General features: G+C 69.7%; 19 protein-coding genes. 12 read left to right on the top strand and 7 right to left on the bottom strand.

The window, feature by feature from the left end; all coding sequences use genetic code 11:
• The gene (locus JF597_RS35600; RefSeq protein WP_294005096.1) at positions 1–291 is read left to right on the top strand and encodes a hypothetical protein; all 291 of its coding nucleotides are present in this window, start codon (positions 1–3) and stop codon (positions 289–291) included.
• On the top strand, positions 288–686 hold the full coding sequence (locus JF597_RS35605) for a hypothetical protein (RefSeq protein ID WP_294005099.1): 399 nt from the start codon (positions 288–290) through the stop codon (positions 684–686). The genes JF597_RS35600 and JF597_RS35605 overlap by 4 nt, the downstream gene beginning before the upstream one ends.
• Positions 687–952: 266 nt before the next feature.
• Here the strand turns inward: JF597_RS35605 and JF597_RS35610 are convergent, their stop codons facing one another.
• A complete protein-coding gene (locus JF597_RS35610) occupies positions 953–1,228 on the bottom strand; it encodes a hypothetical protein (RefSeq protein WP_294005102.1) in 276 nt (91 codons plus the stop codon).
• Positions 1,229–1,348: 120 nt separating this feature from the next.
• On the opposite strand from JF597_RS35610, the gene JF597_RS35615 reads away from it, so the two are divergent.
• The 3 genes from JF597_RS35615 to JF597_RS35625 all read left to right on the top strand — a co-directional run bounded on the left by JF597_RS35615 (position 1,349) and on the right by JF597_RS35625 (position 2,878).
• Positions 1,349–2,173, top strand: a complete 825-nt coding sequence (locus tag JF597_RS35615) for a helix-turn-helix transcriptional regulator (RefSeq protein ID WP_294005105.1) — start codon at positions 1,349–1,351, stop codon at positions 2,171–2,173.
• Positions 2,170–2,391, top strand: coding sequence for a DUF397 domain-containing protein (locus JF597_RS35620; RefSeq protein WP_294005108.1), 222 nt, complete (start codon positions 2,170–2,172; stop codon positions 2,389–2,391). The genes JF597_RS35615 and JF597_RS35620 overlap by 4 nt, the downstream gene beginning before the upstream one ends.
• Before the next feature lie 178 nt (positions 2,392–2,569).
• Positions 2,570–2,878 (top strand): DUF6247 family protein, encoded by a 309-nt coding sequence (locus JF597_RS35625; protein WP_294005293.1) that lies wholly within the window; start codon positions 2,570–2,572, stop codon positions 2,876–2,878.
• A 75-nt stretch (positions 2,879–2,953) separates the two neighbouring features.
• On the opposite strand, the gene JF597_RS35630 is transcribed toward JF597_RS35625, so the two are convergent.
• The 6 genes from JF597_RS35630 to JF597_RS35655 all read right to left on the bottom strand — a co-directional run bounded on the left by JF597_RS35630 (position 2,954) and on the right by JF597_RS35655 (position 8,910).
• Positions 2,954–4,378, bottom strand: coding sequence for a HAMP domain-containing sensor histidine kinase (locus JF597_RS35630; protein ID WP_294005111.1), 1,425 nt, complete (start codon positions 4,376–4,378; stop codon positions 2,954–2,956).
• The gene (locus JF597_RS35635) at positions 4,375–5,109 is read right to left on the bottom strand and encodes a response regulator transcription factor (RefSeq protein WP_294005114.1); all 735 of its coding nucleotides are present in this window, start codon (positions 5,107–5,109) and stop codon (positions 4,375–4,377) included. The genes JF597_RS35630 and JF597_RS35635 overlap by 4 nt, the downstream gene beginning before the upstream one ends.
• A 102-nt stretch (positions 5,110–5,211) precedes the next feature.
• Positions 5,212–5,484: a hypothetical protein gene (locus tag JF597_RS35640; RefSeq protein ID WP_294005117.1), complete on the bottom strand. Its 273-nt coding sequence runs from the start codon at positions 5,482–5,484 to the stop codon at positions 5,212–5,214.
• Positions 5,485–5,515: 31 nt separating this feature from the next.
• Complete coding sequence (locus JF597_RS35645; RefSeq protein WP_294005120.1) at positions 5,516–6,655, bottom strand: trypsin-like peptidase domain-containing protein; 1,140 nt, start codon at positions 6,653–6,655, stop codon at positions 5,516–5,518.
• 345 nt (positions 6,656–7,000) lie between these two features.
• The gene (locus JF597_RS35650; protein WP_294005123.1) at positions 7,001–8,023 is read right to left on the bottom strand and encodes a LacI family DNA-binding transcriptional regulator; all 1,023 of its coding nucleotides are present in this window, start codon (positions 8,021–8,023) and stop codon (positions 7,001–7,003) included.
• Positions 8,024–8,130: 107 nt separating this feature from the next.
• Positions 8,131–8,910, bottom strand: coding sequence for a response regulator transcription factor (locus JF597_RS35655; RefSeq protein ID WP_294005126.1), 780 nt, complete (start codon positions 8,908–8,910; stop codon positions 8,131–8,133).
• Positions 8,911–9,089: 179 nt separating this feature from the next.
• Here JF597_RS35655 and JF597_RS35660 point away from each other — a divergent pair, with 179 nt between their 5' ends.
• The 7 genes from JF597_RS35660 to JF597_RS35685 all read left to right on the top strand — a co-directional run bounded on the left by JF597_RS35660 (position 9,090) and on the right by JF597_RS35685 (position 14,012).
• Positions 9,090–9,926 (top strand): alpha/beta fold hydrolase, encoded by an 837-nt coding sequence (locus JF597_RS35660; RefSeq protein ID WP_294005129.1) that lies wholly within the window; start codon positions 9,090–9,092, stop codon positions 9,924–9,926.
• A 63-nt stretch (positions 9,927–9,989) separates the two neighbouring features.
• Positions 9,990–10,244 (top strand): MoaD/ThiS family protein, encoded by a 255-nt coding sequence (locus JF597_RS35665; protein ID WP_294005132.1) that lies wholly within the window; start codon positions 9,990–9,992, stop codon positions 10,242–10,244.
• A 9-nt stretch (positions 10,245–10,253) separates the two neighbouring features.
• Complete coding sequence (locus JF597_RS35670; protein ID WP_294005135.1) at positions 10,254–11,354, top strand: hypothetical protein; 1,101 nt, start codon at positions 10,254–10,256, stop codon at positions 11,352–11,354.
• Between the two features lie 349 nt (positions 11,355–11,703).
• Complete coding sequence (locus JF597_RS35675) at positions 11,704–12,441, top strand: DUF2993 domain-containing protein (protein ID WP_294005138.1); 738 nt, start codon at positions 11,704–11,706, stop codon at positions 12,439–12,441.
• Between the two features lie 200 nt (positions 12,442–12,641).
• Positions 12,642–12,722: an Ms5788A family Cys-rich leader peptide gene (locus JF597_RS55745; RefSeq protein ID WP_350751515.1), complete on the top strand. Its 81-nt coding sequence runs from the start codon at positions 12,642–12,644 to the stop codon at positions 12,720–12,722.
• A gap of 122 nt (positions 12,723–12,844) precedes the next feature.
• On the top strand, positions 12,845–13,684 hold the full coding sequence (locus JF597_RS35680) for a sulfurtransferase (protein ID WP_294005141.1): 840 nt from the start codon (positions 12,845–12,847) through the stop codon (positions 13,682–13,684).
• A gap of 40 nt (positions 13,685–13,724) precedes the next feature.
• The gene (locus JF597_RS35685) at positions 13,725–14,012 is read left to right on the top strand and encodes a DUF1416 domain-containing protein (RefSeq protein WP_093501297.1); all 288 of its coding nucleotides are present in this window, start codon (positions 13,725–13,727) and stop codon (positions 14,010–14,012) included.
• Positions 14,013–14,304: the final 292 nt, after the last annotated feature.

Raw genomic sequence — 14,304 nt, forward strand, 5'->3', positions numbered from 1 at the left:
ATGACCGACACCACCACGATCCAGGTCTCTCGGCAGGCCCGAGATCACCTTGCGCAGATCGCCAAGGAAAGAGGGCTGACACTGGGGCAGCTGGTAGACGAGTTGGCGGCCCAGCAGCCCACGGCCGAGCAGATCGCCGAGCGACTCGCCGCCGATCGCAAGGTGGTGCGGGATGTCATCGGGCTCGACATCAGCGACGAGGAGTTCGAACGGGCTCCTGACGTGCTGGGCAACATCCGTCGCATCGCCGCGGAGAAGGCGCGCGCGGCCAGGGGAGCCGCAGCAGCGTGATCATCCTCGACACCAGCGCGACCCGTGCGTTGGCGGCCGGCCACAAGACGCTGAACCTCCTGGCCGCGAATATGGCGCGCACCCCCGGCGATCTCCTGCGCATCCCGGCGATCTGCCTCATGCAGGCGGAGTCGGAGGACGAGGGAACTGCACACCGCGTCCTCGCCTTCTCGTCCGTCGAAGTCGACGAGCTGAACACGGCCGCAGCGGCCAGGGTCGGAACCATGATCCGCGACGGCTATGGCGGAGCCGACACCTGCCACGCCCTGTATGCGGCGTTGCCGCGTCCCGACTTCAACGGGATGTCGATCCTCCTGACGGACCGTGAAGACCGCTATCCGCCAGGGATCGTTGCCATCGGCATCGACTCCCCGGGAATGCTCGGCTTCTACTGAGCCCGCGACAGGATTTCGTCCGTTGCGACCAGGTCGATGGCATTGATCGCCACATCGCGATCGGTCACGATATAGATGACGAAGCCACCTGCGAACGCAGCCCAACCAACTGTTGTCGTGCATGCTGATCGCAGGCGGGCCGAACGGGTTGAGACTGAGCCGCTTCTCAAGATCCTCCAGCGACGTGCGTTGGGGTCCGCTGAGCCCGTGCTTTCATCGAGCTGCGTGGTCGGCGTACCTGATCGCGCGCGTAGTCCGTGGCGGCCTCACAGTTCACGTCCGGGGATTCGCCCGCCCCGGCTGACCGCGATGCGGATCACGTCCTCCAAGGACTCGGTTGCCCGTGTCAGGGCGGACCGTACGGCGAACTCGCCCGCCTTCTTGTCGGCGAGCACGGCCCGGGCCCCGGCCAGTACGTCCTTGCCCGAGGCGAGTTGAGCCACCTCGACGCTGTCCGCGAGGAGGGAGAGGCTGCTCCGGTGGTCGTCGGCGCTGAGGTAGCAGGGGTTGCCGTCGAGGTTGGTCCAGGGGAGGAGGCGCATGCCGGGGTCCTTTGGGGTGGGGGGATCACTGTTCGTGTCCTGATCGTCACTGCTGACCCGTACGCTGCGGAAGGGGGTCGGCGTTGACGGCGGCTCCGGGCAACGGGGAGGGGTGGTGACGTGCGTGAACAGGCTGACGCGGGGCCGGTTTCCGGGCGGGCCGTGCTGGGCCAGACGCTGAGGGTGCTGCGGGACAAGGCCGGGAAGTCGTTGGGGCAGCTGGCTGCCGAGACCGGGTACGACAAGAGCTACCTGAGCCGGCTGGAGTCCGGGGAGCGGCTGTCCAAGGTGACGGTGATGGAGGACCTGGACGGGTATTACGGCACCGGTGATCTGCTGATCAGCCACTGGAGAGTGGCAAGGCTGGACGCGTTCAAGGACCAGTACAGGGAATACATGGGACTGGAGGCGACGGCCCGGGTCATCCGGGTGTTCTCGCCGGGCATTCCGGGACTTCTCCAGACCGAGGACTTCGCTCGTGAGGTGTTGTCCGGGGCGCTGGCAACGGCGGACGGAGACGAGTCGGTCGAGGAGCAGGTGGCGGCCCGACTGGGCAGGCAGTACCTCCTGAGGCAGAAGCCGCAGCCCGAAGTCCGTGTCATCGTGGACGAGTTCGCCTTCCGACGCCCCGCCGCGCAAGGTCAGACCTGGCAGGACCAACTGCGTCACCTTGAGGCTGCCGCGCTGTGGCCCAACGTGACGCTTCAGGTACTCCCCTTCTCCGTGGGGGCGCACCACCATATGAGCGGATCGCTGACGCTGCTCTGGCAGCGGGACGGGAGCGCTGTCGCCTACACGGAAGGCAACAGCAAGGGTTGGCTGTTCGAAGATCCGGACGACATCCTGCGGGAGCGACTGTCCTACGATCGGCTCCGCGACCTGGCACTGTCCCCGCCGGACTCGCTCGCGTTCATCAGGGGCCTACTGGAGGAGCACGGATCATGACCCGCACCCCCGACTTCAGCACCGCCGTGTGGCGCAAGTCGAGCTACAGCGACGGGGGAGCCAACAACTGCGTCGAGGTCGCCGACGGCCACCCCGGCATAGTCCCCGTCCGGGACAGCAAGCTCCCGGCCGTCTGTCCTCTCCTTTTCTCGGCCGCGTCCTGGTCCGTGTTCGTGGACGGGGTCAAGGGAGAGGTGGGTCGGCGCACGTTCGAGTGACATATGCCCGAAGTCCTGATCTTCGAAGCGTTGCCGCCGACACGCTGGATCCCGTGACCACGATACGAACGGCTGATCCACGGAGTGCGGGGCGGCTATGGTCGTAGACCTGAAGCGCCGAAGGAGGGCATCGGTCATCACCGCTTACGCCACGGAGAACGACCAGGTCATCCCGCCGATGCCGGAGCGGACGCCGGATGCTTTGCGGGCAGCCATCGCCAAGCAGACTCCCGAGCTTCTCCCTGACTTCGAAGAGCATTGGAAGTGGGCGATCGGCGACGCCTACGACCTCGGTCCTGTGCCTGCGTTCATGGCTCGATGGTGGGGCGCGTACGCCATCGCACGGGACCCTAAGTTGGACGCGCACGTGCGCGATCTCGAACATCGAGCCGCGTACGAGTGCACCGACAGCGCCGAAGCCAAGGCGCTCCTTGAAGAGGCAGCGAAGATTCATTACCGGGTCCGAGAACTGGGACCCGGCGAGTGACTGATGGTTTCATGGGGCCGCCGTGGCAGATGGACTGGCGGAACGACGAGATCTTCTGGCAGGAAGGCGAACCTCTCACGAGACTTCCGGCGGAGCCGTAGGTGCCCCCGGCAGTCGTACCGTCGCCACCGTGCCGCCGCCGTTGGCGCGGGACAGGGTGACGTCGCCGCCGGCCTGCTGGACCGTGCGGGCCACGATGGAGAGGCCGAGACCGGAGCCGGGCAGGGCGCGCGCGCTCGGTGAGCGCCAGAAGCGGTCGAAGACGTGGGAGAGTTCATCCTCGGCGATGCCGGGGCCGTGGTCGCGGACCGTCAGGACGCCGCGTTCCAGGGTGACCTCGATCTTGCCGCCCTCCGGGCTGAACTTCACCGCGTTGTCGAGGATGTTGACGATCGCCCGCTCCAGCGCGGAGGGCTCCGCCCGTACGAACCACGGCTGGACGTCCGCCGTGATCGTCAGCTCCGGGCCGCGCAGCCGGGCGCGGCGCAGGGCCGCCTCGACCGTGTCCTGAAGGGCCACGATCTGCACGCGCTCACCGCGCTGACCCTCCGAGCGGGACAGTTCCTGGAGGTCGCCTATCAGCGACGCCAGCTCCGTCACCTGCGCCTTCACCGAGGCGAGCAGCGCCTTGCGGTCCGCCGGGGGGATCGGGCGGCCCGTCTCCTCGCTGCGGGTGAGGAGTTCGATGTTCGTACGGAGCGAGGTGAGGGGGGTGCGGAGCTCGTGGCCGGCGTCCGCGATGAGCTGCTGCTGGAGCTCCCGGGAGCTGGCCAGCGAGCTGGTCATGCTGTTGAAGGAGCGGGAGAGGCGGGCGATCTCGTCGTCCGACTCCTCCTCCACGGGGATGCGAACGCTCAGGTCCTCGGTACGGGCGACGTGCTCGACGGCCTCCGTGAGCTTGTCGACGGGGCGGAGACCGGCACGGGCGACGGCGAGGCCGGCGGCTCCGGCGCCTACGACTCCGACGCCGGAGACGAGGAGGAGGATCAGGGCGAGGTCTTTGAGGGTGTCCTGGGTGTTCTTCAGAGGAACGGCAGAGATCAGCCCGACGTAGGAGCCACTCTGAGTGGGGAACACCTGGATCATCACGCGAAGGGCATTGCCCTCCTTGTCGGTGCCGTTGCGGAAGTAGAGCACGTCGGTGTTCCCGGCCTTGATGGTGTCCTTGTCGGCCTGAGAAACCTTGATCTCGCCTGTGGAGCCGGGCAGAAGGCAGACTCTGCCGTCCAGCGTGACGCCCTGGCCGTAGTTGCTCCGGTAGGTGTTGTTGTCCTGAGGCGTCTCGGAGCAGTCGGCGAGGGCGTTGTTGAGGACCCCGACCACCGGACCGCGCTGCTCCTTCTGCAAGTCGTTCTGAAGCTGCTCGTACAGCTTCCCCTGCACGATGAACCAGCAGGTCACCGAAACCGCCGCCACCGCGAACGCCACCGCCGCCGCGACCAGCATCGACAGGCGGGCGCGGATCGGGAGGGTGCGGAAGCGGGCGGTGAGCCTGTTCACTCGGCGCCGCCCTGGCGCAGGACGTACCCGACGCCGCGCACGGTGTGGACGAGGCGGGGCTCGCCGCCGGCCTCGGTCTTGCGGCGGAGGTACATGACGTAGACGTCGAGGGAGTTGGACGAGGGCTCGAAGTCGAAGCCCCAGACGGCCTTGAGGATCTGCTCGCGGGTGAGGACCTGGCGCGGGTGCGCCATGAACATCTCCAGGAGGGTGAACTCCGTGCGGGTCAGCTCCACCTGGCGGCCGGACCGGGTGACCTCACGGGTCGCGAGGTCCATGCGCAGGTCGCCGAAGGTGAGCGCCTCGTCCTCCTGGACGCCGTCGGCGACCGTGGCCGCGTAGGAGCTGCGGCGCAGGAGGGCTCGGATACGGGCGAAGAGTTCGTCGAGTTCGAACGGCTTGACCAGGTAGTCGTCGGCCCCGGCGTCGAGGCCGGTGACACGGTCGCCGACCGTGTCCCGGGCCGTCAGCATCAGGATCGGGGTGGTGTCGCCGGCGCCGCGGATGCGCCGGGCGGCCGTCATGCCGTCCATCCGCGGCATCTGGATGTCGAGGACGATCAGGTCCGGCTTGTAGGCCGTCGCCTTCTCCAGCGCGTCCGCGCCGTCGACCGCGACCTCGGTCTCGTACCCCTCGAAGGCGAGGCTGCGCTGGAGGGCTTCGCGTACGGCCGGCTCGTCGTCGACGATCAGGATGCGCTGGGGTTCACGGTCGCCATCGGCGGAACTCATCGCTCGCGTTTCCTCGGGGTGCGGTGGGTCTTGGTCGGGACGCCTCTCAGCCTCGCATGTTTCGCGGCTGTCGGGTATGCACGCTGGTGGGGCGGTACGCCCCTAGCCGCGTACCAGGGTCATGCGGCTCAGCGGCACCTTGCGCTGGTGCGGACGGGCCGCGGAGGTGCGCAGGCCCATCAGCTGCGGGGCGGGCACGACCTCCGGTGCGCGCGGGGCCGGGGTCGGCGCCACCACGCCCTCCGGGGAGCGGGGGGCCGGGGTCGGGGCCACCACGGCCTCCGTCGGTGCGTGGAGCTCGTACGCCACGGCAAGGGCCAGGCTGGTACCGGCCGGGCTGTCGGCGGACATCGGGTGCGAAACCTGATTGATCATGACGTGCTCCCTACGTGCTCTTGCCGGTGGTTCAGCTGGTGGAGCCCGACCGCAGCTTGGCCAGGTCGGACTTGACGGTGTTGATCGGGATGGCGAAGCCGAGGCCGACGCTGCCCGCGTCCGAGGAGGACGACGAGGAGTCGGAACTGGCCGAGTACATCGCGGAGTTGATGCCGACGATGTCGCCGCTGGCGTCGATCAGCGCGCCGCCGGAGTTGCCGGGGTTCAGGGACGCGTCGGTCTGGATGGCCTTGTAGGTCGTGGTGGACGAGCCGGTGTCGCCGTTGAACTGCTGGCCGCCGAAGGAGAACGGCCACCGGCCGTCGCCGCCGCCCTGCTGTTGCTGCTGGCCCTCGTCGGTGGAGACGGTGACGTCCCGGTTGAGCGCGGAGACGATGCCGCTGGTGACGGTGCCGGTCAGGCCCTCGGGCGAGCCGATCGCCACGACCGTGTCGCCGACCTGGACGCCGTCGGAGTTGCCGAGGGTGGCGGGGTGGAGGCCGGAGGCTCCCTCGAGCTTGAGGAGGGCGAGGTCCTTGGAGCTGTCGGTGCCGACGACCTTGGCGGTGTACGACTTGCCGTCGCTGGTGGAGACCTTGACCGACTGGGCGCCGGAGATCACGTGGTTGTTCGTGACGATCTCGCCGTCGCTGGTGACGATGACGCCGGAGCCGGTGGAGGTGCCGTTGCTGAGGGTCGCGTTGACCTCGACGACGCTCGGGCTGACGGCGGCGGCGATCGTGGCGACGTCGCCCTTCTTGCTGGAGGGCACCACGCTGGTGGTGGTGCTGCTGGAGACGACCTCGTTCTTGCCGGTCAGCTCCTGGAAGGCGTAGGCGGTGCCGCCGCCGACGGCCGCCGCGACGATCGCGACCGCGGCGAGCAGGGCTATCGGGCCCCGGGGGCGCTTCTTCTTGGCGTGGGCCGAGTGCTCCGGGTGCTCCGCCTCGGGGCCGACGGCGGGGAGTACGGCCGTACCGCCGCCACCGTAGCCGCCCTGGCCGCCGTCGGTCGCCGGCTGCTGCGTCGGCTGGTGGGTGGGCGGGGGCGGCCACTCCGGGTTGACGGGGGAGGAGGCGTGCTGCTGCTGGGGGTACGCGCCCTGGTAGGCGTCACCCTGGGGACCCTGCGGGTTCTCGTACTCGCCGCTGCGGCGGAAGCTCTCGGTCATGACAAGTAGCTTGTCCCGTGACCATGAGAGCTCCCTGAGTGCCCGCTGAGAACGCCGCGAGAAGCTCGTTTGCCCGATATAAGGAACCTTCTCGCAGGTCGCGGAGGACTCTCATGGGCCGTTCATGAAGGGCGTTCCTGTGGGTGCGCGCCGTGGGGGCTGGTCGCGCAGTTCCTCCCCCAGCCTTCGGCTGGGGGGTACCCCCAGCGCCCCTAAAGGGGCGCTCACCGCAGCCCCCTTTCTTTTAGGGGCGCGGGGAACTGCGCGAGCAACCACGACGCACCGGCAGTCAAAGAACGACGCGCACCACGGTCAAAAGCCCACCACGCACCGGAACCCAAAGAACTACCCGCACCCGCAGGAACCCCGCACCACCAGCCGAGAAGGAAACGTCTTCAGACGCTCCCTCCGCGACCCCGCCACCCGCAGCCCGTCGTCGAGCACCAGGTCCACCGCGGCACGCGCCATCGCCGGGCGGTCCGAGGCGATCGTCGTCAGCGGGGGATCCGCCAGCGCCGCCTCCTTGATGTCGTCGAAGCCGGCCACCGCCAGCTCCCCGGGCACGTCGATGCGCAGCTCCCGCGCCGCCCGCAGCACGCCGAGGGCCTGGTCGTCGGTGGAGCAGAAGATCGCCGGGGGGCGGGTGGGGCCGGAGAGGATCTCCAGAGCGATCCGGTACGCGTCGTACCGGTTGTACGGCGCCTCGAAGAGCCGGTCCTCCGTCGGCAGGCCCGCCTCGGCCATCGCCCGCTTCCAGCCCTCGACGTGGTCGGAGACCGGGTCGCCGACGGCCGGCGTCTCCGCCGTACCGCCCAGACAGGCCACGTACTCGTAGCCGTGCTCCAGCAGATGGCGGACGGCGAGCTGGGCGCCGCCGAGGTCGTCCGTCACCACCGCCACGTCGTCGATCGCCTCCGGCCGCTCGTGCAGCAGCACCACCCGGGCGTCCCAGGCCTCGATCTCGGCTGCGGCCAGGTCGTTCAGCGCGTGGGAGACGAGGATGAGGCCCGAGACCCGCATCCCGAGGAACGCGCGCAGATAGTGGACCTCGCGCTCGCCGACGTAGTCGGTGTTGCCGACCAGCACCATCTTTCCGCGCTCGGACGCGGCCTGCTCGACCGCGTGCGCCATCTCGCCGAAGAACGGCTGGCGGGCGTCGGGAATGATGAGCCCTATGAGGTCGGTGCGCCGGGACGCCATCGCCTGGGCGACCCGGTCCGGGCGGTACCCCAGTTCCTTGATCGCCGCGAGGACACGCTCGCGCGTGGCCGGGGCGACCGGCCGGGGTCCGTTGTTGATGACATAACTGACAACGGCGGTGGAAGTCCCCGCCAGCCGCGCCACATCATCCCGAGTCACCTTGGCCACGCGCGGAGTCTACGCGGATGGACCCGCTCTGGGCAGGGCGAACCGAAGCTTCGCTTGCGTAAGCAATGCCCCGGCCGGGCGACGGCCATGCGCCGCCCGGACGAGGACTACGCCTCCGCCGGCACCTCGACCGCGTCCAGGGCCGCCGAAGCGTCCGCATCCTCCGGCTTTGGCCGGTCGGCGTGCGCCTTGGCCGCCTCGGCGGCCCGGTCGCCCTTCTCGGGCGTAACGAATCGATAACCGACGTTCCGGACCGTTCCGATCAGGGACTCGTGCTCCACGCCGAGCTTGGCGCGCAGCCGTCGTACGTGCACGTCGACCGTCCGGGTGCCGCCGAAGTAGTCGTAGCCCCAGACCTCCTGGAGCAGCTGTGCACGAGTGAACACCCGGCCCGGGTGCTGGGCGAGGTATTTGAGCAGCTCGAACTCCTTGAAGGTGAGGTCGAGGACCCGTCCCTTGAGCTTCGCGCTGTACGTCGCCTCGTCGACCGACAGGTCACCGTTGCGGATCTCCATGGGGGAGTCGTCGGCGACGATCTGCTGCCGGCCCATGGCCAGCCGCAGCCGGGCCTCGACCTCGGCGGGGCCCGCGGTGTCGAGGAGGACGTCGTCGATGCCCCAGTCGGCGGTGACGGCGGCGAGCCCGCCCTCCGTGACGACGAGGATGAGCGGACAGCCGGGGCCGGTGGAGCGGAGCAGCTGGCAGAGGCTGCGGACCTGCGGGAGGTCACGGCGGCCGTCGATCAGGATGACGTCGGCGCCCGGGGTGTCGACGAGGGCGGGGCCTTCCGCCGGTGCGACCCGCACGTTGTGCAGGAGCAGGCCAAGGGCCGGGAGCACCTCCGTCGACGGCTGGAGGGCGTTGGTCAGGAGCAGCAGAGAACTCATATGTCTGGTTCCTCCTCGGTCCCTGCGAGGACTGTGTGCAACGACACTGCGCTGCGCTCCCGATGTTCCGTACATCCGCGGTCACCTGGAGTTTCCCGCTTCGTATACAGCCCTTCCGAAAGCACAAAAGGACCCGGTGGCGGCGCTGCCCGAGTCCTCTGCCCAGCAGAATAGCCCACATGAGCATCGGTCCGGCAGGTCATGTGGCACGTTCCGCCGTTCGTCCGACATATGAGACGAGCAGAAGCGCCTCTATGCGGACGTTTCTGCGCACGGACGACGGGGTTTCCATCGATTCCGTATACGATCCCGCCTCCGCCGTATACGACGGCTCCCGGCCACCTTCCCGTGACCTCGTGTTCGTCATGGCCCACGGTTTCACGGGAGACGTGGACCGGCCACACGTACGACGGGTGGTGGCCGCCCTGACGGACTACGCGCCGGTGGTCAGCTTCTCCTTCCGTGGCCACGGCCGGTCCGGCGGCCGCACCACCGTCGGTGACCGCGAGGTCCTCGACCTGGCGGCGGCGGTGGCGTGGGCCCGGGACCTCGGCCACGCGCGCGTCGTCACCGTCGGCTTCTCGATGGGCGGCTCGGTGGTCCTGCGGCACGCGGCGCTGCACGCCGGGGTGGACGCGGTCGTCTCCGTGTCGTCCCCCGCCCGCTGGTACTACCGGGGCACCGCCCCCATGCGCCGCGTCCACTGGCTGGTCACCAGACCGGAGGGCCGGCTGGTGGGCCGCTACGGCTTCCGTACCCGGATCCACCACCGGGACTGGGACCCGGTGCCGCTCTCCCCGGTGGAGGCGGTGCCGAAGATCGCCCCGGCTCCGCTGCTGATCGTGCACGGCGACAGCGACGGCTACTTCCCGGTGGACCACCCCCGGATGCTGGCCGACGCGGCAGGCGGCGCCGCCGAGCTCTGGCTGGAGCCCGGCATGGGCCACGCCGAACACGCGGCGAGCGACCGGCTGCTGGCCAGGATCGGCGACTGGGCGGCGTCCCGGGCGGGCTAGCCTGACCCTGTACACAGGTACACAGCCGACTGATTGTTCTCATCGACTCTCTTGAGGAACCGGATGCCCAAGGTCACGGTGCGCTACTGGGCCGCCGCGAAGGCCGCCGCCGGCATCGCCGAGGAGCCGTACGACGCGGACACCCTCGCCGAGGCCCTGGCCGCGGTACGCACGCGACACCCCGGGGAACTGACGCGCGTCCTGCGGCGATGCTCCTTCCTCATCGACGGTGACCCCGTGGGCACGCGCGGACATGAGACGGTACGGCTGGCCGAGGGCGGCACGGTCGAGGTGCTCCCGCCGTTCGCAGGAGGGTGAGCGAGAGCGATGACCAACCAGCCGTACGAGCCGTACGAGGGCTACGACCCCTACCAGCAGCAGGCGCAGCAGCAGTGGGGGTACGACGAGCAGTACGCCACGCAGCAGTGGCAGGGCCAGACCTGGGAGACGCAGACGCACGCGCCGGTGCAGGGCGCGGCGGCTCCTCCGCCGATGGCGGCGGGCGGGGAGACGGCGTACCTGCCGCCCCAGCCGTACGAACAGCCGTACGTCGCCGAGCAGCAGCAACAGCAACAACAGCCGCCGCAGGCGTACAGCGCGCCCTCCGCCGCCCCTGCGCCGGCTCCCGCTCCCGCCGAACCCGACACGGGTTACGGTCCCGCGACCCTCGCCGGCAACGCGCGGGTCACGGACGCCCAGCGGGCCCGCCTGGAGGGCCGCTCGCCGATCATCGAGCCCGGCATGCAGCCGGCGCTGCTCACGGCGCTGCTGGGCCTGCTGCTCGCGGTGGCGGCGCCGATCTCGTCGTACGCGCTCGTCGTCCCCCTGGTGATCCTCCAGGCCGTGACGGCGGCGGGCTGGTTCCGCCTGAACGGCATGTGGCCGGCCCGGCAGGGCATCGCGCTCGCCTTCCTGGGCGGGGTCACGGCGGACGTGGCGGTCCTGGTGGCGGGCCGTGACCAGGCCCCCGCGGCGATCCTCGGCCCGCTGGGCGTCTGGGTCCTGCTCACGCTCGTCCTGCAGCTCCGCTCGCACGCGGACCCCGACACCCGTATGTACGGCCTGATGGCCACGGTCGCCTCCTCCGCGCTGGCGATCATCGCGACGGGCTACCTGGGCGCGGACCCCGACACGGTGTCGGTCGGCGCGGCCGCGGTCGCAGTGGCCGTCCTGGCCCGGGCGCTGCCCCTGCCGACGCCGGCCTCGGTGGTCGTGTCCCTGCTGGCCGCGGCGGGCGCGGGTATCGCGGTGGGCGGGATGACGGGGCTGGGGGCGAAGGGTGCGCTGATCGGAGCGTCGGCCGCGGTCTGCGCCCTCATCGGCCACCGCGCGGCGAGCTACGACTACCCGTCCAGGTTCGTCCACTTCACAGCAGGCGTCGCCCTCCCCCTCACGGCAGCGGCCCCGGTGGTCTGGATCCTCCACTAGCCCTTCCGGGGGCGAGGCCGAAAAGCCTTTCCCACCCACCCACCCGTCTCGGTCTCCCACAAGGCGAGGCCGAACAGCTTTTCCCGCCCGCCCACCCGACTCGGTCGGTGGGAGGGTGAGGTCGAGCGCCCCGTAAGGGGCGCGGGGAACTGCGCGACCAGCCCCCACCGGCCCGCACGCGGACCACGCACCGGTTCCCCCCCCGATGCGGGGGCCTGGGGGCGGCAGCCCCCAGCACCACCAGCGCCCCCAGTGTCACAGCTGCTCGACAATTCGCCGTCGGCCCGCTCCCGCAGGGTTAGCGTGGCGGGACCGACGTGAGCAGCCGACCCCGGGGGAAACCGACCACATGCGTGCACTACGAATCCTTCTGATCGTCGTCGTAGTCCTCGGCGTCCTCTTCGTGATCGTCGACCGCGTCGCCGTGCACTTCGCCCAGGGCGAGGCCGCCGACAAGCTGAAGACGACGGAGAACCTCGCGACCACCCCCGACGTCTCCATCAAGGGCTTCCCGTTCCTCACCCAGGTCGCGAGCGGCACCCTCGACGACGTGCACGTCGGCATCAAGGACTACGACGCCACCACCGGCACCACCGGCAAGACCATCCGCATCGAGGACCTGAACGCCGACATGAAGGACGTCACCTTCACCGGCGACTACAGCTCCGCCACCGCGCAGACCGCCACCGGCACCGCGCTCATCTCCTACGACGAGCTGCTGAAGAACGCCCGGACGGCCCCCGCCGACCTCGGCCTCGGCTTCACCGGCCAGGTCGTCGGGCTCGCCGACGGCGGCAACGGCAAGATCAAGGTCACCGTCGACGTCACCGTCCCCGGCGTCAGCGCGCACCAGAAGGTGGACGTCCTCAGCTCGGTCACCGTCAAGAACAACACCGTGCAGGTGCACGCCGACAACCTCCCCAAGCTCGCCGGCGTCAGCCTCGCCGAGGACCGCCTCCGGCAGGCCTCCGACTTCCAGCAGGCGATCGACCAGCTCCCCGGCGGCATCAAGCTGGACAAGGTGGAGGCCGAGAAGGACGGTGTGGAGATCGCGGTGAAGGGTTCGAACGTCAAGCTGGCCGGGTAGGAGGCGGCACGGCGGCACCGGCGCCGGTCCACCACGCGAGACGGCTGTGTCCGTACAGTAGATGCGGTGACCGATACAGGCGCCCGGCCGGCCCGGGACCACGCCTCGCCGCCCTCTGGCGTCCCACAATTCGGACGATCGCATCTCACCATACGACATGCCGGTGACATGCCCGGTTATCCGTCCCTACGATCGAGCCCATGAAGCGTCAGGCGGATCTCACGAAGCGGCGGGCAGTCGACCTGTGCCGCGTCGCCGCCATGCTCTGTCGCCCCTTCTGACGGCGGAGGCCGCGCCGCCTCCGCATCCCCCCTGCCCTCCCTGCCGAGGGCATCCGTGCGCGCCGACGCGCACGCACCCGCACTCGCACGCCCCGCCGCACCTGCCCCGGAGGAGAAAGAGCATGAGCCGCAGCGACGTCCTGGTCGACGCCGACTGGGTCCAGGACAACCTGGACAACCCCGAGATCGCGATCGTGGAGGTGGACGAGGACACGTCCGCCTACGAGAAGAACCACATCCGAGGCGCGATCCGCATCGACTGGACCAAGGACCTGCAGGACCCGGTCCGCCGCGACTTCATCGACCAGGAGGGCTTCGAGAAGCTCCTGTCGGCGAAGGGCATCGCCAACGACACGCTGGTGATCCTCTACGGCGGCAACAACAACTGGTTCGCGTCCTACGCCTACTGGTACTTCAAGCTCTACGGCCACGAGAACGTCAAGCTCCTCGACGGCGGCCGCAAGAAGTGGGAGCTGGACGCCCGCGAGCTGGTCGAGGAGGTCCCGGAGCGCACCGAGACCACCTACAAGGCCAAGCCGCAGAACACCGCGATCCGCGCCTTCCGCGACGACGTCGTGGCGGCGATCGGCTCGCAGAACCTCGTCGACGTGCGGTCGCCCGACGAGTTCTCCGGCAAGCTGCTCGCCCCGGCCCACCTGCCGCAGGAGCAGTCGCAGCGTCCGGGCCACGTCCCGACCGCTCGCAACATCCCGTGGTCGAAGAACGCCAACGACGACGGCACCTTCAAGTCGGACGACGAGCTCAAGGAGCTCTACGCCGAGGAGCAGGTGGACCTCGCCAAGGACACCATCGCCTACTGCCGTATCGGCGAGCGTTCGGCCCTGACCTGGTTCGTCCTGCATGAGCTGCTCGGTGTCGAGAACGTCAAGAACTACGACGGCTCCTGGACCGAGTACGGCAGCCTCGTCGGCGTCCCGATCGAGCTCGGCGCCAACAAGTAACACCCTCAGACCGACCGTTCAAGACCTCTGGAGTATCAGCATGTGTGGAGCGAAGGCCGGCGGCCCGGACCCCTCGACGATCAAGCCCGGTGAGACCACGATCCAGGGGCAGGTGACGAAGGACGGCGAGCCCGTGGTCGGCTACGTCCGCCTGCTCGACTCGACCGGCGAGTTCACCGCGGAGGTTCCCACCTCCGCCACCGGACAGTTCCGCTTCTACGCGGCGGAGGGCACCTGGACCGTCCGCGCCCTCGTCCCCGGCGCCACCGCCGACCGCACGGTCGTCGCCCAGCAGGGCGGCCTGGCCGAGGTCGCGATCGCGGTCTGAGAGCACACCCGTAAGGGCCGCGTCCACCGTTCAGAGAACCGGTGGACGCGGCCCTTCACCTTCCCCGCACCGCGGGCCCGCACCCGTTGCCCGTCCCGTGCCCGACGCCCCTGGCCGACCTACCCTGGATGGATGCCGGCCCGTCGCCGTCGCGTCGCCCCTTCTTGACGCGTCGCTCGCACTGCTTCGCAGGCTTCGTGACGCTGCGCCGGACTCCGTCCGTCGGTCCCTGGGCGGGCCCGTACCTCTCGCCCGTCCCGTGCCCGGCGCCCCTGGTCGACCTACCCTGGAT

Source organism: Streptomyces sp. (assembly GCF_019510245.1).
GTDB lineage: Bacteria > Actinomycetota > Actinomycetes > Streptomycetales > Streptomycetaceae > Streptomyces.